This window comes from Corynebacterium sp. HMSC072D12 (genome assembly GCF_001813925.1).
GTDB classification, from domain to species: Bacteria; Actinomycetota; Actinomycetes; order Mycobacteriales; family Mycobacteriaceae; genus Corynebacterium; species Corynebacterium aurimucosum.
The window spans coordinates 72,504-91,312 of record NZ_KV814392.1 but is presented as its reverse complement, the minus strand read 5'-3'; the positions used below and the strand labels follow the sequence as shown (position 1 = coordinate 91,312).

At 64.7% G+C, this 18,809-nt stretch carries 16 protein-coding genes; 9 read left to right on the top strand and 7 right to left on the bottom strand.

Annotated features, from left to right (window positions below; all coding sequences use genetic code 11):
• Entirely contained in the window at positions 1-3,138 is a 3,138-nt protein-coding gene (locus HMPREF2943_RS04035) for an error-prone DNA polymerase (RefSeq protein ID WP_070710861.1), read from the bottom strand.
• A gap of 163 nt (positions 3,139-3,301) precedes the next feature.
• On the opposite strand from HMPREF2943_RS04035, the gene HMPREF2943_RS04030 reads away from it, so the two are divergent.
• The 4 genes from HMPREF2943_RS04030 to HMPREF2943_RS04015 all read left to right on the top strand — a co-directional run bounded on the left by HMPREF2943_RS04030 (position 3,302) and on the right by HMPREF2943_RS04015 (position 6,964).
• Positions 3,302-4,201: a MetQ/NlpA family ABC transporter substrate-binding protein gene (locus tag HMPREF2943_RS04030; protein WP_070644405.1), complete on the top strand. Its 900-nt coding sequence runs from the start codon at positions 3,302-3,304 to the stop codon at positions 4,199-4,201.
• Between the two features lie 33 nt (positions 4,202-4,234).
• Positions 4,235-5,137 carry a MetQ/NlpA family ABC transporter substrate-binding protein gene (locus tag HMPREF2943_RS04025; protein ID WP_070710860.1) on the top strand — a complete coding sequence of 301 codons (903 nt, stop codon included), beginning with the start codon at positions 4,235-4,237 and terminating at the stop codon, positions 5,135-5,137.
• A gap of 106 nt (positions 5,138-5,243) precedes the next feature.
• Positions 5,244-6,287, top strand: coding sequence for a methionine ABC transporter ATP-binding protein (locus tag HMPREF2943_RS04020; protein WP_070710859.1), 1,044 nt, complete (start codon positions 5,244-5,246; stop codon positions 6,285-6,287).
• On the top strand, positions 6,284-6,964 hold the full coding sequence (locus HMPREF2943_RS04015) for a methionine ABC transporter permease (RefSeq protein WP_070446463.1): 681 nt from the start codon (positions 6,284-6,286) through the stop codon (positions 6,962-6,964). The genes HMPREF2943_RS04020 and HMPREF2943_RS04015 overlap by 4 nt, the downstream gene beginning before the upstream one ends.
• Positions 6,965-7,057: 93 nt before the next feature.
• Here the strand turns inward: HMPREF2943_RS04015 and HMPREF2943_RS04010 are convergent, their stop codons facing one another.
• A complete protein-coding gene (locus tag HMPREF2943_RS04010) occupies positions 7,058-7,927 on the bottom strand; it encodes a sucrase ferredoxin (protein WP_070710858.1) in 870 nt (289 codons plus the stop codon).
• Between the two features lie 98 nt (positions 7,928-8,025).
• On the opposite strand from HMPREF2943_RS04010, the gene HMPREF2943_RS04005 reads away from it, so the two are divergent.
• Positions 8,026-8,679, top strand: a complete 654-nt coding sequence (locus HMPREF2943_RS04005) for an AMIN-like domain-containing (lipo)protein (RefSeq protein WP_070446467.1) — start codon at positions 8,026-8,028, stop codon at positions 8,677-8,679.
• Positions 8,680-8,684: 5 nt separating this feature from the next.
• Here HMPREF2943_RS04005 and HMPREF2943_RS04000 read toward each other — a convergent pair whose 3' ends face one another.
• Together HMPREF2943_RS04000 and HMPREF2943_RS03995 are read right to left on the bottom strand one after the other, a co-directional pair.
• Positions 8,685-10,229 carry a DNA polymerase Y family protein gene (locus HMPREF2943_RS04000; protein WP_070710857.1) on the bottom strand — a complete coding sequence of 515 codons (1,545 nt, stop codon included), beginning with the start codon at positions 10,227-10,229 and terminating at the stop codon, positions 8,685-8,687.
• Positions 10,226-10,909 carry a hypothetical protein gene (locus HMPREF2943_RS03995; protein WP_070710856.1) on the bottom strand — a complete coding sequence of 228 codons (684 nt, stop codon included), beginning with the start codon at positions 10,907-10,909 and terminating at the stop codon, positions 10,226-10,228. The genes HMPREF2943_RS04000 and HMPREF2943_RS03995 overlap by 4 nt, the downstream gene beginning before the upstream one ends.
• Positions 10,910-10,968: 59 nt before the next feature.
• Between HMPREF2943_RS03995 and HMPREF2943_RS03990 the strand changes: the two genes are divergently transcribed.
• Positions 10,969-11,379, top strand: coding sequence for a hypothetical protein (locus tag HMPREF2943_RS03990; RefSeq protein WP_070644411.1), 411 nt, complete (start codon positions 10,969-10,971; stop codon positions 11,377-11,379).
• Between the two features lie 109 nt (positions 11,380-11,488).
• Here HMPREF2943_RS03990 and HMPREF2943_RS03985 read toward each other — a convergent pair whose 3' ends face one another.
• Positions 11,489-12,142: a response regulator gene (locus HMPREF2943_RS03985; protein WP_070710855.1), complete on the bottom strand. Its 654-nt coding sequence runs from the start codon at positions 12,140-12,142 to the stop codon at positions 11,489-11,491.
• A gap of 2 nt (positions 12,143-12,144) precedes the next feature.
• A complete protein-coding gene (locus HMPREF2943_RS03980) occupies positions 12,145-13,293 on the bottom strand; it encodes an ATP-binding protein (protein ID WP_210399719.1) in 1,149 nt (382 codons plus the stop codon).
• A 112-nt stretch (positions 13,294-13,405) separates the two neighbouring features.
• On the opposite strand from HMPREF2943_RS03980, the gene HMPREF2943_RS03975 reads away from it, so the two are divergent.
• Genes HMPREF2943_RS03975 through HMPREF2943_RS03965 form a run of 3 tightly spaced genes read left to right on the top strand, consistent with a single transcriptional unit; the run spans position 13,406 to position 16,815 of the window.
• Entirely contained in the window at positions 13,406-14,461 is a 1,056-nt protein-coding gene (locus HMPREF2943_RS03975; RefSeq protein ID WP_070710853.1) for a PspC domain-containing protein, read from the top strand.
• An 11-nt stretch (positions 14,462-14,472) separates the two neighbouring features.
• The gene (locus HMPREF2943_RS03970) at positions 14,473-15,594 is read left to right on the top strand and encodes a threonine aldolase family protein (RefSeq protein ID WP_070710852.1); all 1,122 of its coding nucleotides are present in this window, start codon (positions 14,473-14,475) and stop codon (positions 15,592-15,594) included.
• 33 nt (positions 15,595-15,627) lie between these two features.
• Positions 15,628-16,815, top strand: a complete 1,188-nt coding sequence (locus HMPREF2943_RS03965; protein ID WP_070710851.1) for an HNH endonuclease signature motif containing protein — start codon at positions 15,628-15,630, stop codon at positions 16,813-16,815.
• Positions 16,816-17,229: 414 nt separating this feature from the next.
• On the opposite strand, the gene guaA is transcribed toward HMPREF2943_RS03965, so the two are convergent.
• Entirely contained in the window at positions 17,230-18,798 is a 1,569-nt protein-coding gene (guaA, locus tag HMPREF2943_RS03960; RefSeq protein WP_070710850.1) for a glutamine-hydrolyzing GMP synthase, read from the bottom strand.
• Between the last annotated feature and the right edge of the window lie 11 nt (positions 18,799-18,809).

Below are 18,809 nucleotides of genomic sequence, written 5' to 3'. Positions count from 1 at the left end.
TTAGCGGAAATCCCGCGAGCCGCGCGAGAGCGCCTCGCCAAAGGCCAGCGGCTCTAGCTGGTCCGCGGCAACGGTGACCGCACCGGAAGCATTCTGCACGATGCCACGCACGATGAGCGCGGGCGCCGTCCGAGCCGTCACCTTATCCCGGGCCCACAGGCCGGGCGAGACCATCACGTTCATCAGCCCGGTCTCATCCTCCAACCCAAAGAAGACCACCCCGCCCGCCGTCTGCGGGCGCTGGCGGTGCGTGACCACCCCGGCGATACGCACGCGGGTGCCATCCTCCACGGCCGGTAGATCCGCCGCCGACAGAATTCCACGGGCCTGCAATTGCCCGCGGATCTGCTCCATCGGCTGCTGGTTGTGGGTCACGCCGGTGCTTGCCACGTCCGCCGCCATGAGCTCAAAGGCACTCATCCCCGGCAAAGACGGCGCCTCGATAGCAGACAGACCCGGCAGCATCCCCGCCCGTTCTGTTGCGGCCACGCCCGCCTGCCACAGTGCTTGGCGGCGGTCCACCCCAAAGACATCCAAGGCCCCCGCCACCGCGAGGGCCTCCACGTGATCGACGGTGAGATCGGCGCGGCGGGAGAGATCGGGGACGTCGGCAAACGGCGCGGCCGCCTCAATGCGGTCAGCGGCTTTATTACCCAAGCCTTTGATGAGGTTAAGGCCCAGGCGAATGCGTACCTCACCGTCCGTGCCCACCACCACGCGCGCTTCGCGACCCGACTCGTTGACGCTGACCGGCAGCACCTCCACGCCGTGGCGGCGCGCATCCTGAATGAGGGACTGCGGCGAGTAGAAACCCATTGGCTGCGCGCGCAACAGGCCCACACAAAACTGCGCCGGATAATAGCGCTTAAACCACGCCGAAAAGTACACCAAGGAGGCAAAAGACTGCGAGTGAGACTCCGGGAAGCCATAGGCGGCGAAGGCCACGATCTTGGCCCACAGCTTGTCCGCGATTTCCCCGGTAATCCCGTTGGTTTCCTCCAAGCCCTCATAGAAGCGCTGCTTGAGCGCTGCCATCTTGGCCGGCGAGCGTTTCGAGCCCATCGCGCGCCGCAGGTCATCCGCCTCCGCACCGCTGAACCCGGCGGCATCGACTGCAATCTGCATGAGCTGTTCCTGAAAGAGCGGAATTCCCAGTGTCTTGCCCAGGGACTTCTCTAGCACCGGGTGGTCATAGGTGACCGGCTCCTTACCATCGCGGCGGCGCAGATAAGGGTGCACCGACCCGCCCTGGATGGGGCCCGGCCGAATGAGCGCGACCTCCACTACAAGGTCGAAGAAGACCCGCGGCTTGAGCCTCGGCAGCGTGCTCAGCTGCGCTCGCGATTCCACCTGGAACACGCCCACCGCATCCGCGCGGCAGAGCATGTCATAGACTTCCACGTCAGCCAGATCCAACTCCCACAGGTTGACCACCCGGCCAGTACTCTCCTCCACCAAGTCCATCATGTGGTGCAGAGCTTCGAGCATGCCCAGGCCCAGCAGGTCGAACTTCACCAGCCCAGCTGCGGCGCAATCATCCTTATCCCATTGCAGCACCGAGCGGTTTTCCATGCGCGCCCATTCCACGGGCACGACATCCGCAATCGGCCGGTCGCACAACACCATGCCGCCGGAGTGAATCCCCAGGTGGCGCGGCTGGCCCAGAAATTGCTCAGCCAGGGATTCAACATCCGAAGGCGCGGGCGCCACGCCCTTCGACCACGCATCGGCCGAGCCTTGCGGGTAGCCCAACGCCCGGGCGGCATCCCGCAACGCGCCCTTGCGGCGATAGGTAATCACGTTCGCCACCTGCGCCGCCCTCTCGCGGCCGTGCTTGGCATAGACGTACTGGATAACCTCCTCGCGCCGCCCGGATTCAATATCAATGTCAATATCCGGCGGACCATCGCGGTCCGGGGAAAGGAAACGCTCAAAGAGCAGGCCTGCGGAAATCGGCTCCGCATTCGTAATCCCCAGCGCGAAACACACCGCCGAATTCGCTGCCGACCCGCGCCCCTGACACAGGATGTTTTCCCGTTTACAAAAGTCCACCAGATCACACACGATGAGGAAGTAGCCGGGAAATCCCAGCTGCTTGACCACACCCAGCTCATAGCGCATCTGCTCCCACGCCCTGCGCCGAATCTCCTCAGGGCGCGTGGCATAGCGAACTGCCGCGCGCTCGAAGGTGAGGTGCTCCAGCCAGGACATCTCGGTATGCCCTTCCGGCACGTCGAAGTCAGGCAGGTTCGGGGCCAGCGCCTCCCAGGTAAAACTGCATTCTTCGAGGACGCGAACGGTTTCCGCAATCAGCTCGGGGCGCTCAGGCAGCAGGCACGCCATCTGTTCCCCGGAGCGCAGCCAGGACGAGCCCATGGGGTGGGAGTTGGGGGAGGCGTCGGCAAGCGCGAGGCGTCTAGACAGGGCTTGTTTGGCCCCGGCCAGGCGCGCGCGATCCCGCGTGGCGGCAGCCGGGTGGGCAGTAGCGATGGCGCGTGGAACCGGCAAGGAATCCAGCAGTAGGTGGTGGTCCGCGTCCTCTGGGAGCTGGGTACATGCGTACTCCAAAACCATGCTGTCTATTTTTATTCCATCGACCAGATGATCGAAATGCTCCGACCACTCCCAGCCCACCAGAAAGAGGCACTCATCCTGCAGCAGCGCACCAATCTCCGGCAGTGAAGGATAGGACACGACCCCCTTCTCCCCCGCCTCCATGCGGGCGCGGGCAATGAGCCGGGATAGACGCCGATACCCCTCCGGTGTGCGCGCCAGGACAGTCAGCGGGGCCGGGTCGAGGCTAAGCTCCGCACCAAAGACCGCGGGCAGACCCACCTTGGCGGCAGCCTCCGCAAACTTCATAAGGCCATAGAATCCATCCCGATCTACCAGCGCAATCCCCCGCAAGCCCAGCTCGACGGCGCGCGCCACGAGCCCCTCCGGCTCGGAGGCGCCATGCAGAAAGCTATAGGAACTTACCGCGTGCAGCTCCGCGAAAGGCACGGAAGAATGCCCTACTTTCGGCACGTCCGTGGCCTGCGGCAGATGATCCACCGAGACCGGGACGGGGCCCGGGCGACCAGAGAGGATCCTCTCCACCCGGGACCACGGCAGCGTCTTACCCCCATTAAACCTCATAGCCTCACACAGTAGATTCGAACACAGGTTCCCGTCAAGGTTGCCGTTGAACAATTCCCTGAATAGACAAAGCGGTTCAATCGTTGCTAGTTTTTCCTGCAGTGCAAACTCCTGCGGTGACACGACTTGCCGCACAAACCAAGAAGGGACACTAGAACCCACCATGAGCATCCGTCGCGTACTTGCCGCCACCTCGGCAGCCGTCATCGCTGCAACCGGCCTGGTTGCTTGCTCCTCCGATTCCTCGGACTCCGCTGAGTCCAAGGATTCCGGCGAGGCCATTACCAAGGACTCCACCATCACCATCGGCACCACTGACGCCAACATGGAAGAGTGGGCCGTATTCCAGGACCTGGCCAAAGAAGCCGGTTTCGACGTCAAGTTGGAGAACTTCGCCGACTACAACACCCCGAACCAGGCTCTGGACCAGGGCAAGCTGACGACGAACAAGTTCCAGCACCTGAAGTTCCTGGCTGAGTACAACAAGGGCAACGGCACCGACCTGGTCCCGCTGGCCGCCACCGAGATCTACCCGCTGGCCATCTACTGGAAGGACCACAAGGACCTCGCTGACATCGAGGGCCAGGAAGTCGCCATTCCGAACGACTCCACCAACCAGGGCCGCGCCATCGGCCTGCTGGTTCAGGAAGGCCTGGTCACTCTCAAGGAAGGTAGCCCGCTGACCCCCACCCCGCTGGACATCGATGAAAAGAAGTCCAAGGTCAAGGTCACCCCGGTGGATGCCGCCCAGACCCCGGCCGCGTATGGCGAGGGCAAGCCGGCTGTCATCAACAACTCCTTCCTCGAGCGCGCTGGCATTGACCCGCAGTCTGCCGTCGCTCAGGATGACCCGGACTCCACCGAGGCTGAGCCTTACATCAACGTCTGGGCCGTGCGCGCCGACGACGCCGATAACGAAACCCTCCACGAACTGGCTGAGCTGTGGAAGGACCAGAAGGTCACCGACGCCGTTCTGAAGTCCTCCGGCGACACCGCCGTGGCCGTCGACCGCTCCCAGGAGGAGCTCCAGGAGATCCTGGACCGCCTCGAAGAGCAGGTCTAAACAAACCCACCACCGACTAGTAAAGGACGAATCATGCGCATCCGCCGTCTCGTAGCAGCCGCCGCTAGCCTGCTTGCTACTACCAGCTTGGTCGCCTGCTCGTCTGCAAGCTCCGATTTCGCCGCCGGCACCGCCGAAGATCCCATCATCGTCGGCACCACCGACGCCGAACTTCCGGAGTGGGGCGTGCTCAAGGAACTCGCTGCCGAGGAAGGCATCGAAATCGAGATGAAGAGCTTCACCGACTACGCCACCCCCAACCAGTCCCTGGCAGAGGGCAGCACGGATACCAACAAGTTTCAGCACTTAAAGTTCCTCGCTGAGTACAACGTGGGCAACGGCACGAACCTCGTTCCGGTGGCCTCCACGCAGGTCTACCCCATGCCGCTGTTCTGGAAGGGCCACGACAGCATCGACGGCATCGAGGGCCAGGACATCGCCATTCCCAATGACGCTACCAACCAGGGCCGCGCCATCAACCTGCTGGCCGCCAACGGTTTGCTGGTGCTCAAGGAAGAGGGCAAGCTCACCCCGGACCCCGCCGACATCGACGAGGCCGCATCCAAGGTGAGTGTCACCCCGGTCGATGCTTCCCAGACCCCGTCCGCCTTCGGCGAAGGCAAGCCCGCCATCATCACCAACTCCTTCTTCAAGCGTGCGGGTATCAACCCGGCCGACGCCGTGCTTTACGACGACCCGGAAAACCCCAACGCCGACCCGAAGATCCTGTTCGACCCCTACGTCAACGTGTGGGCTGTGCAGGAAAAGGACAAGGACAACGAGAAGGTCAAGAAGCTGGCCGAGCTCTACCTCTCCGACGAGGTGAAGGCCGCAGTGCAAGACACCACGGGTGGAACCACTATCTTTGTGGATAAACCGCAGGCAGAGCTTCAGGAGATTCTGGAGCGGCTGGAAGAAGAAGCCTCCTCTAGCTAAGCAAATCTCCCCCTCCCCCGCGCTCACGCTGGTTTGCGTGACCCGGGGGATTTTGCCCGTTACTCCCTCCTCGCTCACCACACGGACACGTACAAAGGAAAACCACGTGACTGAACAACAAGGCGCCCACCGGGGCACCCGGATTGAATTCCGCAATATCACCAAAGTCTTTAAAAACAAGAAAACCACCACGAAAGCGCTTGATGATGTCTCTTTGACCGTCGAGCCCGGTGAGATCATCGGCATCATCGGCTTCTCCGGTGCCGGCAAGTCCACGCTGGTGCGCATGATCAACGGACTGGATAAGCCAACCTCGGGGCAGCTGCTTCTCGACGGCACCGATGTCGTCCCCCTGCCCGAATCCAAGTTGCGGGGCATTCGCCGCAACATCGGCATGATCTTCCAGCAGTTCAACCTCATGTCCTCGCGCACCGCGGCGGGCAATATTGAGTACCCGCTGAAGCTGCAGGGCGTCGACAAGCAGGAGCGTCAACAGCGCGTCCAGGAGCTGCTAGAATTCGTCGGCCTGGCGGACAAGGGCGATAACTACCCAGAGCAGCTCTCCGGTGGCCAGAAGCAGCGCGTCGGCATCGCCCGTGCCCTGGCTAATAACCCTTCCCTGCTGCTGGCGGATGAAGCCACCTCGGCGCTCGACCCCACCACCACCCACGAGGTGCTCGACCTGCTGCGCAAGGTCAACCGCGACCTCGGCATCACCATCGTGGTCATCACCCACGAGATGGACGTCGTGCGCTCCATCGCCGACAAGGTAGCCGTCATGGAAAACGGCCACGTCATCGAGGCCGGCAGCGTCTATGAGGTCTTTTCCAATCCGCAGACCAAGGTGGCGGAGAAGTTCGTGGCCACCTCGCTGCGCAATACCCCGGACGTCGTTGAGGCCGATGACCTGCTGGCCCACGAGGGCCGCCTGTTCACCATCAACCTGACGGAAAAGTCGGGCTTCTTCGACGCCGCCGGCAAGCTCGCGGACAAGGGCGTGTCCATTGCCGTGGTCCACGGTGGCATCACCACCTTGCAGAAGCACTCCTTTGGCAAGATCACCGTGCGCCTCAACGGGCCGGAAGCGGCCATTGAAGATTTCTACGCACACATGCAACGCACCACCGATATTGAGGAGATCCAACGATGAACGTCACCTACCTCGCGCAGGCCAATTGGGATCGACTGGGCGGCACGCTTGTCGACGCCATCAAGGACACCCTCATCATGGTCGCCACCACCCTGGTGGTCGCCGGCATCATCGGTCTCGTGCTGGGCATCCTGCTCTACACCACGCGCCCAGGCGGCATCCTGCAGAACAAGCCTATCCACTTCGTCATCAATATCCTGGTGAACTTTATTCGCCCGATTCCGTTCATTATCTTGCTGGCCTTTGTGCAGCCGCTGACGGTGGCGGTGCTGGGCAGCTCCATCGGCCGCGAACCGGCCACGTTCGTCATGGTTATCGCGGCTACCTTCGCGGTGGCGCGCATCGTCGAGCAGAACCTCGTGGCGCTGGATCCGGGCGTGATTGAAGCAGCCCGCGCGATGGGTGCTTCGCCGTGGAAGATCATCACCACGGTCATCATTCCGGAGGCACTGGGCCCGTTGGTGCTGGGCTACACCTTCCTGTTCATCGGCATCGTCGATATGTCTGCGATGGCGGGCTACGTCGGCGGCGGTGGCTTGGGTGACTTCGCCATTGTCTACGGCTACCGCGCCTTCGAGTGGGAGGTCACCGTGGTGGCCACCCTCATCATCATTGTGCTGGTCCAGGCAGCTCAGTTCTTCGGCAACTGGCTCTCGGCCAAGATTATGCGCCGCTAGCCGCGTCGCGCCTGCGCATGGCTCGGCGCGGTTTAGAGTGCCACGCCCGTACTCTAAGCGCCGCGTTCGTATCTTATGCGCCGCGTCCTTATCCTACGTGCCGCGTCGCAAGACGCGGCGCGCGGCAAAGTAGGAAGAGGTCTTCGGCTCGTCTCCACAGGAAGAGACGACGCCGGAGGCCTCTTTTTCTTCGAGCTCTACGTCCCATGCGCGGCCATCGTGGTGGCGCACAACGACGCTATTCTTCGCGGCGGGGGTTTCCGCCGCGTCGACGGTGAGGTCGCCGTAGTGGAGGGACTCGGAGGCGTCGAGAAGCTGGCGTGCTACTGCAAGCTCCGCTACCTGGCCTTGGGGAGTGTGAAGACCGGAACCACGGTTGGCGGGGTAGAAATACTCGCCGTGCAGAGCCTTGCCCACGAGCTCGCGGCCAGCGTCCACGTTGAGGCGGCCGAAAGAATATCCCCACGGCATCAGGAGCACCGACGGTGCGAAACGGTGTCCCTTGGTGTGGGAGGTTTCCCACACGGTCTCCTCAAATTCGCACGCCAGGGAAGCAGCAAGCGGGCGGCCCTTGATAGCGCAGCAGGCATCACGCTTGGCGTGGGTACACACGAGCACCAGCGGCAGGCACGTGCCAGTGGGATGCTCCAGATCCAGATCGAGGATGTCCTCCGGGCTGTTGAGGACGTAATCCTGTACCAACCCCTCGCGTGCCCACACGACGAAACAGCGGAAGTGACCCGTCCCCCGCTCATGCCCGGCACGCCCAGGGCGGCGAATGAGTTGCAGGCCCGCCACGCCTTTGAGCTTGGCCTTGAGCTTCGCAGTCAAGCCGGGGCCAAAGGTACGCCCGTCAAGCACGTCACGAGACCAGGCCGTGGGCCACTCAAAGAGGACGTACACAGATTCTTGTTTTGCGGTACCGGCCAGGGGCTCGACCTGGACGTCGGAGCAGAAGGTCATGACGCCATCTTAACTGGCATCACTTTCTTCACAACAATGTGGTTACGATGCTTAGCTCGATGCATATAATTCCCCGTAGTGCCACTACGCTCGAAGTCATGCCGAAACATAACCTCTTGCGCACAGCCGCCCCAGTGGCCGCACTCGTTGTCTCGGGTGCACTCGCGCTTCAGGGATGCGCTCCGTCTTCCGCTCCGGACGGCAGCTCCGACGGCCCCACGAAGACTCTCGACGCCACCCTGTCCGGCGCCTCCACCTCCACGGCTACCGTTACTCCCACTGCCCCCTCCCCCGCCGCACCGGCTGGGCTGACCCCGCTGGGCGACGCCAACATGGAGATGAAAACCCTCCGCCCACCGGCCCCCTCGGAACTGGTGGTGACCGATGTCCGCGTGGGCAAGCATGAAGGTTTTGACCGCGTGGTCTTCGAGTTTGTCGGGGACGGTTCACCGGGCTGGTTCATCGATTACACCGATTCCCCCGCCCAGCAGGGCTCCGGCAACCCGATTGCTTACAACGGTTCCACCGCGCTCGACGTCAGCATCGACGGCACCGCCTACCCTTTCCAACTTGATATGGAAGACCCGAATATCGGTACCGTGAAGGGCGCCGGCGGGCTGGTGACCCAGGTGGTCAGCAGCGGCACCTTCGAGGCCCGCTCGCAGTTTGTCATCGGGCTTGATGGGCGCCACCCATACTCGGTTCAGGTGCTCAAGGCACCGACGCGCCTGGTTATCGACATTCTGAACTAAACAGTTCAGGCATAGGTTGCCTCCACCGACCAGCGTCCGCCTGCCCACACGAGGAGCCAGGCGCGCTGGCCTTTCTCGTTTTCCCCGACGACTTGCAGGCGCGCGCAGCGCTGCGCCGCACCTGCTTCCCACCACTCAGAGTCCACGGGCCACGGGCCAGCCCAACCGGTCACCCGGTAGCGGTGGCGCCCCCACCCCAGGCCCGCCGGCTCCCCGGAGAGGAGGGCCTCGGCGGTGACGATGATGTCTTTCGATGAGGCGTCGATAAGCCGGATCCGCGCGGCCGGGTGCGCCAGGCTTGCCGGGAGCGGCGCGGGGATGCGCCCGGGCCAGGTGCCCTCCGGCTGCGGGTCACGCTGTTCGCCGTAGGGGACGTACTCGATGCGCTCGGCCACCCCACGCCCGCCCGCCGGGCGGGGCTGCAGCACGCGATCTACCCCCAGCTGGGATTGCACCCGCGCGATGACGCGCTTGGCCTGCTCCGCGGATTCGCCCGCGCCCCACAGGAGCCCATCCCCCGGCGGGGTAACCTCCACCGGCTCCAACGCCAGCTTGACGATGCCCCCTCCCTCACCCGGCGCACTACCCGCCCGCGCAGCACTCAACCAACCATCGAGCTGCCAGCGCACGCGGTCCGCTGTAGCGGCCTCGCTGAGCGCTTCCTGGATACGCCAGATCCGCTCCAGGCGCTCGCCCCCCTCGAACTCCGCGGCAACGCACAGCCGCAGGCACACCACGCCGGCCTCATCGAGTAGCACGTGCAGGCGCGCCGCGAGCTGACGCGCGGCAAAGGCCGCAGCATCCACGCGCTCCAAGGGTTCTTCGAAGCCCTGCTCCACGCCTAAGTCGGGGCGCACAAGCTCCGGCGCCACGCGCCGATCCGGTGCCGCCGCAGCCACCGCGTGGCATCGCCGTCCAGCCTCGCCGAAACGGGTGGTGACTTGGCGCAGCGACAAGCTCGCCAACTCCCCTAACGTGCGCACGCCCAGCTGCTCTAAGGCATGCACCACGTCCGCCGTGCATCCCAGCGCCACCTCCGCGGCCAATACCCCCACCGGCTGCTGAGCCAGAAAGCTACGCGAGCCGCCTGCCGGGACTACCGCGCCCAGGTTGTGGTGGCGCGCGGCAATCAGCGCGGTGGCGATCTCATCAGCGACGCCGACGGTGGCGTCGAGGTGGGATCTGGCGGTGGCGTCGACAAGCATCTCCACTGCTTTCTCCTCGCTGCCGTGGAAACGCCCGGCCGCGCCCGCATCCACGATGACCAGGCCCGGACGCAGCACCTCCACCGAGGAGGCCACCGCGTCCAGCCCCGCGGCAATCTCCGCGAAGACCACGCCGTCTCGGTCCGGGTTGGCCTCCTCCACGCGCAGCTCCGGTAGGAGAGCTTGGGCCTGGCGCACGCGCATTCCGCGGCGCACCCCCGCCCGGCGCGCCGCCGCGTTGCACACCGCCACGCGGTGCTGGGCAGCGATAGCGCATGCTGCCCTGTCTGCGTCCTGCAGCGCCTGGATAGGCCAATCCGGGAACCACAGCGCCGCGACCCTCACACGACCTCCAGGCGCGGGCGAGTGTCCGGCCGCTGCCCACATGTGAGCACTCCACGGCGCGGGCGCATGCTTGCCGACGCCACCCGCACCCCTATATCAACCCCCCGAATCCGCCCGCTGCCCCGGCCCACGCCATGCACAGCGATAACTTCCGCGCCTATCTCCACGGCTGTGCCCGGCAGCCGGGTTCCCACGGTAAGCAGGGCCGCCTGCCCAGCCCGCACTTTTGCCAGCACGGGGCGCGCCCGCGTGGGGCTCAGCACGCCTGTGCCTTTGTGCACGACTAGATCCAGCCCCTCGCACAGCACGCCGGTCACCGCCCAGGGCTCTACGCCTGGATCGGGCACCGTGATAACCCGGGAGACATCACCCTCCTCGGCCACTTGTGCGAGTAGGAGATCGGGCCAACCCACCACCCCGACGTGTCCGCCTGCCGCGCTAACATGGGATATCAGCTCCACCACGAGCGCAGCACATTCCGCACAGGCGGTTGCCTGCTTGCGGGGCAGACCACCACCCGGGAGCAGCTCAGATAGCTTTTCAGGGACTCCGAGGAGCTCCGCCTCCGGCTGCACCTGCGCAGAATCATCCGAGGTTTCCAGGCGTTGAATCTGGGCGCGCAGAACCGCAATCTGGTCAGCCCGGGAGCCACCCGCTACACGAACACCTGTTTGATTCATGGCTCCTATTATGAACCTCTCTCCGGACGCGCGCAATTGCGCTGGTAGCGTTAGGCGCCATGAATCCCCTCCGCGCGCACACCACCCCTATCCCCACTCCGCCGTGGGTACGCCTCGGTGCCTCGCTGCTAGCTGGCGCTGCCGTGGCGGCAGGTAGCAGCCGCATCCACTTCGGCCTCGCGCTAGGACTCAGCCTGCTCTTCCTCATCGCCGCCTGCGCGCTCGTATTCCTGCACCCCTACCGTGCTGATCTGCGCGATTATGCCCAGCGCCACAACGTCACCATGCTGCCCAACGCCGCACAGCTCATCCCGCTTATGGCGCTGTGGCTGATGGTCATGTTCTCCCCGCTCCTCGCGCTTCCTGCCTGGGGCAGCGCGCTGGTGTGGGCGCTCGTTTCAGGCGCGGCCTTCCTGCTCTTCCCCCACGTTGACGGCTCCCGCAAGCTCGCCTACGCGCCCCCTGCCTAACCCCGCCGGACTAACTGCGTGAGCGGCGACCACCTCCACCGGCCCCCGATCCTGGTTTGTGCGGGGCTGTCTGCGCCAGCGCCTTTGCCAACCCGCCTCGGCCGGGCGTCTAAGCCAGGTCGCGCGAGGTGGCCCAGCGCGTGAGCTGATGGCGGTTGGACTGCTGCGTCTTGCGCAAAATATTGGAGGCGTGCGTTTCCACCGTCTTCACCGAAATGAACAGCTGCTTGCCAATCTCGCGGTACGTATAGCCGCGCGCAAGCAGCCGCAAGACCTCCAGCTCGCGCCGCGTGAGGGCATCCACCGCTGGGTCGTGCCCCTCCTCCGACTCCGGGGCGGGCGAACCAGAGGCAAAAGCGTCAAGGACAAAACCCGCCAGGCGCGGCGAGAAATACGCATCCCCGCTGTGCACCTGCACCACCGCCTCGGCCAGGTCCGGGCCGGAAATATTCTTCGTCACATACCCGCGCGCGCCCGCCCGGATCAGCGCAATCACATCCTCCGCCGCATCCGACACGCTCAGCGCCAAAAACACCGGACGCGACGGCTGATGTGCCGTCCCATTAATAACGGCGAGGCCGCCGCCGTCGGGCATGTGGACATCGAGAAGCACCACGTCCGGCGAGGTTCGCGCAATGCCCTCCAGCGCCTCCGCGACAGTGCCAGCATCACCCACGATCTCAATCTCCGGGGCCACCGCCAGCTCTGCGCGCACACCCGCGCGGAAGACGGAGTGATCATCAACCAAAAAGACCTTCACCATGCTCATAACGCTACCTCCAGCTCCACCTCGGTGCCCTCCCCCGGGGTCGAAGAAATCCGCACGCACCCACCTGATCCCTCTACGCGCGCGCGAATACTGTCACGAATCCCGTGCCTATCAGCGGGAATATCCTCCACATCGAAACCCACCCCGCGATCGCGCACAAAGATACTCAGCTCGCCCGCCAACAACTCCGCGTAGACATCCACCACGTCCACGCTTGCGTGCTTGCCGGCATTCACCATGGCCTCGCGCGCTGCCTGGATAAGCAGCTTCGCGGATTCCGTTAGCTCCGCGTCTTCGCCCACCGTCACCGCGGATACCCGCATATCAAAGAGATCCTCCACTTCCCCGCACGCCGCTTCGAGGGCACCAAAGCAGGTGGTGGGGGCCGCAGAGGGGGCGTCGAAAAGCCAGGCGCGCAGCTCCCTTTCCTGGGCGCGCGCCAAACGCGTCACCTCACGCGAATCCCCCGCCCTCTTCTGAATCAGCGCCAGCGTCTGCAGCACCGAATCGTGCAGGCGGGCGGCAATCTCGGCGCGCTCCTCCGAAACCGCCTTCGCCGCCTGCTCCTGCGACAGCGAACGCCAGAGCTTCAGCACCAGCGGCACCACCAGCGCACCAAAGCCCACCAGCGTCAGTGCCGTGGCCAGGATCGCCGAACCCGATCCGCTCTCCCACGTCACCGCCGCCACCACGACGCCACCGATGACCAGAACGGCACCCGCCGCCACGGCAACCAGGCCCACCGGCGTGTTCAGGCCGCGGTCATAGGCCAACCACGCCAACACCGCGCCGATGGCCACCACCGCCAACGGCACCGCCGCGCTTAACGACGCCCCCGATACCCCCAACACGCCCACCGCGCTACCCGCCAGCGCCAAGAGCACCAGCACGAGGGAGAGGGGGCTGCGGCGGGCGGAGGGGGCGTCGTCAAGCGCGGGCGTGAAAATCCACAGACCGGCATAGGCCATCGCCCCCACCCCGCCCAGCAGGGTCAACGCGGTCAAAGCGATGCGCACGGAGAGCGCCGAAACCCCCAGATTCTGCGCCAGCCCCGCCGCCACGCCGGCGACCACGCGGCCAGACTGGGGGCGCGACATCACGGGATAGGGTGCCGCATTCTCGGCGGGGACATAGGGCGAAGTCATACTAGCCATAGTCCCACGCCCCACCCTCGGGCACATCAGGGACAACCCTGAGGCCGAAAAATCAGGGCGATTACCGATACCGCAACGAGGCCCCGCACGGCACCATAAAAGCATGACGAAGAACAGCACGCTCAACCAGATGTGGACGACCCGCCCCGTCCGCCTTCCCAAGAAACAGGGCGGTGACGCGCACCTCGCTGGTGTCTGCGAAGGCATCGCGGTGCGCTATCAGCTCGACCCCACGATCGTGCGCGTGGTCTTCGTGGTCGCGTCACTCGCCTTCGGCGGTGGCATCGCCGCCTACCTCGCCGCGTGGGCGCTCATGCCGCGCTTTGGCTCGCCCTACTGCCCGCTCGATGCGGCCTTGGGCAAGGATGGTGTCAAGGAGGAACAAGAGCTCGGCTGGATTCTGATTGTCGGTGTTCTTCTTACTTTTAGCTCCGGCCCACTGTTCCTCAGCGGACAATTCCTCGCCGGACTTCCGCCCGCTGTGTTGACCTTCGGACTGTTGGCGCTGGCGTGGTACGCCCTTCACCAACGCGAACCGCTACCGCCCAGCGGGCTATTGGCCGCCGAGCAGCCGGTGCGCGAGGAACCTGTCAACCTCAACCCTTATACCCCGGCAGACGGCCACCCCTTCCCGCCAGGGCGTAGGACTCCGCCGTCTTGGGATCCACTCGGCGTGGTTCCCGATGCCTGGGACCTGCCGGAGCCGGGCCCGCGGGAGGAACCGACAAAGAAGCGCGGTTCGCAGTGGGTCGAGGGCGCGATTGCCCTCGGCGCTGTGGGAGCGGCCCTGACGATTGCCTTCCTTGGAGTCACCTTCGTCGCCGAGGCCGACGAGGAGTCCGGTTTCAGCTTCCGCTTTAACGCCGGTGAACAGCACTTTGCCCCCACCCATGAAGAGGAGCTTAAGGAATACTACGACCTGGGCATCGGCGAATCGACGGTAGACTTCAGCCAGCTCCACGGCCTGAAAGACGAGCACGATGTCACCGTCGACGCCGGCATCGGTGCCGTCGAGGTCATCCTCCCGAAGGACATCCCTGTCTCGCTGACCTGCGATGACGGCCTGGGTGAGAGTAACTGCACCGAACGTCAGGACCCTGATGCACTGTTGAAGATTCACATCGACGCAGGTATCGGCGAGCTTACCGTCACCGGCTAAACTGGCCCACCATGATTCACTTCGGCAACGACTACCACCGCTCCGCTCACCCCCGCGTCCTTGATGCCATCGCGGGGGCAGGCGGGGCTTATGCCGGCTACGGCACCGACGAGCTTTGCAACACGGCCGCTGCGCGCATCCGCGCTGCCTGCCAGGCACCGAACGCCGAGGTGCATTTCATGGTCGGTGGCACGCAGGCCAACGCCACCATCATCGCCCACCGGCTGCGCCCCTGGGAAGGTGTTATTGCGGCGGATAGCGGGCACATCGCCACCCATGAGACGGGTGCTATCGAGCACACCGGGCACAAGGTCATCACGCTGCCAAACCAGCTGGGAAAGATCACCGCCGCACAGGTCCGCGCGTGCATGGATGAGTACCGCGCCTCCGGGGTGGAAGAGCACATGCCGGAGCCGGCGCTGGTCTATATCACCCAACCCACTGAGTTTGGCACCGCCTACTCCCGCGCCGAACTCGTGGCCCTGCGCGCGGTCTGCGATGAGTACGGGTTGGGCCTGTTTGTCGACGGCGCCCGCCTCGGCTACGGTCTGTCCGCTTCAGATATCACCCTGCCGGACCTGGCCGCGCTTGTCGACGTCTTCACCATCGGCGGCACCAAATGCGGCGCCCTCTTCGGCGAGGCCATCGTCTTCCCCGCGGGTGCGCCGCGCTTTCGCAATGCCATGAAACAAAACGGTGGCCTGCTGGCTAAGGGCTGGTTGCTCGGCGCGCAATTCGCTGCCCTCTTCAGCGCCCCACCTAATGCCCCCACCGACGCGTTAACTGGAGCAAACGCAACCTGCACTCGCGCTCAAGCAGCCACCCCGGGCAATGAGGTAAACAGCGCGGCAGCAACCACCCTCTACGAACAGATCTGCGCCCGCGCCAACGCCCAGGCCCAGCGCATCGCCGAGGCATTCCGCGCCGCAGGCATCGACATGCTCTTTGACTCCCCCACCAATCAGCAGTTCGCTCTGCTAACCCGCGAGCAGGAAGACAAACTCTCGCAGGACTTCGTGTGCCAGTTCTTCGAAGAACACGAAGGCCTGCGGGTGGTGCGTTTTTGTACGGCGTGGTCGACGGAAGAGGGGGACGTCGATAAGCTCTGCGCTGCGATTTCTGCGCTCAAGTAGCGTGGTTCCCCGGCCTGGTTTAGGCTGTGGGCTATGCAACTGGGGGGTTACATTCAAGCACTAGCGCGCGGGCTGGACGTCGTCGAGCAATGCGCCGGTGTTACGCGCGCGCAGCTGGTTCAGATGGGTGCGCGACCAGATTTCGCGGAGAAGCTGCTGAATCTGCACGCGGTGTATTTCGGGGACACGATGTTCCGCTCCCGGCAGCGCAAGGCACGCCGTACGGGCCACGACGTGTTCACGCTCCTTGAGATTGAGCGCTACTGTTCCAAGCTTAAAGCCCGCAGGGCCTGGGAGCTGCGCCAACTACTGGCTGCTACCCCGCGGGAGAAAATCCCCATGGTGGCGAAGGCCAAGCTCAAAGAATGGCGTCCGCCGAAGGACCCTGCACCGGGCGTGCGGGTGACGCGGCGCGCGGGCCGCAACCACACGCTGAGCATTACGGATTCCTCGCTCAATATTTCCAAGCTGTTGGCCGTGCTCAAGTCCACGGATCGGGATTTGCTCACCGCAGCGCATACCGTGTTCCGCGGCGGCGGTGGTTCCGGCCAGACGCTGCAGTCGAACGTCATCGTGCGCTTGGATGAGCTGGACCGCATCGTCGACGGTGACGGTGAGGAGATTGAGCTGCAGCTGACTAATGGCGCGACGATGACGGGTGCGGAGTTCGTGCGCGAAAAGCTTGCCGACGTCGGCCTCATCACCCTCGTCCATCCCCATCACGGCCCCGTGAACCTCTACATGGCGAGCCGCTTTGCCAATTTAAAGCAGCGGCTCGCCTTGTCTGCGGAGCACCCGACGTGCGCGTGGCCGGGATGCAACGCACCCGCCGAGGACTCACAGATTCATCACCTCACCCGCTTCCAAGATGGCGGGCCAACGAATATGACCAACTTGGTGCCGTTGTGCGCCTACCACAATGCGGTCAATGACGATGACCCGGAAAAGCCCACCGGCCGCGGGCACCTCGACCGCATCGATGGCCGCGTGCACTACCTGCCGCCGTGGGCGGGGCCGCCAATTCCCATCGAAAGCCCGGCTCACCCGCCGCATGCTACTAAACGTACAGCTAATCATGCTCCAGAGAGTAGGGCTGCTCGAACATCCACGGATCCGCCGACATACGGCTCGCCCGGACCGCCTTACGGCTCCGGCCCTGGGGCGCCGCCGCGTGACTCCGGCGAGCCTCCGAACCGCCCAACGAGCTCCTCCGGCCCGTAGAGCCTCGCCCCTGGGCTCGGGGGCGATACTGCTCCGCAGGCTCACCAGTCCCCGACACGCTGCGTCACACAGCCGCTTTAACCAGCCGCTCGCTGAGAAAACCCACTCGGCGTGCGGCTACTCGCGCGCGCGTTATAGAGGTATGCGTATTAGTGCTGTGCGACGTACAGGCTGGAGCTTGTAGCGGTCAACCTGGAGGGTACGCAGGAGCCTAGCACCCCCATCTGCGCCAATCCGCAGCGTTGAATGCTAGGGCCGAAACGGGGAACGCGGCCGCGCCCCGTTGGTTAGAGGCACGGCCGCGCTACGCAGCGTCGGGAAGTTTGCTTCCCTTCGCGCTTTGAGCACTACGCTATCTCGCTGAGAACACCGCTGCACTGATGCAGTGCTTGTTCCAGTATCTTTCGGCAGTGTTTATTCCCACTCGATGGTTCCCGGCGGCTTCGAGGTTACGTCGAGCACCACGCGGTTGACTTCCTTGACCTCGTTGGTGATGCGGGTGGAGATCTTCTCCAGCACGTCGTACGGCAGGCGGGTCCAGTCCGCGGTCATGGCGTCCTCGGAGGACACTGGGCGCAGGACGATCGGGTGGCCATAGGTGCGGCCGTCGCCTTGGACGCCGACGGAGCGGACGTCGGCAAGCAGCACCACCGGGCACTGCCAGATCTCGCCGTCCAGGCCAGCGTTGGTCAGCTCGGTACGCGCGATGAGGTCCGCCTGGCGCAGCGTCTCCAGACGCTCCTCGGTGACCTCGCCGATGATGCGGATACCCAGGCCCGGGCCCGGGAAAGGCTGGCGCGCCACGATTTCCTCCGGCAGGCCCAGCTCGCGGCCAACCGCACGGACCTCATCCTTGAAGAGCAGGCGCAGCGGCTCGACGAGCTCGAACTCGACGTCGTCAGGCAGGCCGCCCACGTTGTGGTGGGACTTAATATTCGCAGTACCGTCACCACCGCCGGACTCCACCACGTCCGGGTACAGCGTGCCCTGCACCAAGAACGCGGCATCCTGGCCGTCCAGAGCCTGGTCGACGGCGCGCTCGAAGGAACGGATGAACTCCGCACCGATGGCCTTACGCTTGGCCTCTGGCTCGGTCACACCGGCCAGCTTGTTGAGGAAGGCCTCGCGCTCATCCACGGTGATGAGCTTGGCGCCAGTCGACGCCACGAAGTCCTTCTCCACCTGCTCACGCTCACCCGCGCGCAGCAGGCCGTGGTCAACGAAGACACAGGTCAAACGGTCACCGATAGCGCGCTGCACGAGGGCTGCGGCTACGGCGGAATCCACGCCACCGGACAGGCCGCAGATTGCACGGCCTTCCTCACCGATCTGCTCGCGCACATCGTTAATGAGCTGCTCCGCAATGTTCTCTGCGGTCCAGTTCTGCTCCAAACCTGCTACCTCAGTCAGGAAGCGCGTGAGCACCTCTTGGCCGTGCGGCGAGTGGAGAACTTCCGGGTGGTACTGCACGCCGGCCATCTTCTTGGACAGGCACTCAAAGGCTGCCACGGGAGCGCCCTCGGAAGAGGCGGTGACCTCAAAGCCCTCCGGGGCTTCAGAGACCGAATCGCCGTGGGACATCCACACCTTGTGCGTGGCCTCGAGGCCCTTGTGCAGCACGCCGCCGGACACGGTCATGTCCGTGCGGCCGTACTCGCGGGCACCAGTGGCGGCCACGGTGCCGCCGAGAACGCGAGTCATGGACTGGAAGCCGTAGCAGATACCAAAGACCGGGATGCCGAGCTCGAGCAGCTCCGGCTTCAGTGCAGGGGCACCGTCCGCGTATACGGAGGACGGGCCACCGGAGAGGATCAGCGCGGCCGGGTTCTTGGCCTTGATGTCCTCCACGGAGGCAGAATTGGGGACAACCTCGGAGTAGATGTTGGCCTCACGCACGCGCCGGGCGATGAGCTGCGCGTACTGGGCGCCAAAGTCCACCACGAGGACAGGACGCGGGGTTGTATTTGGGTTAGTCACGGTCATCAGTTTAACGC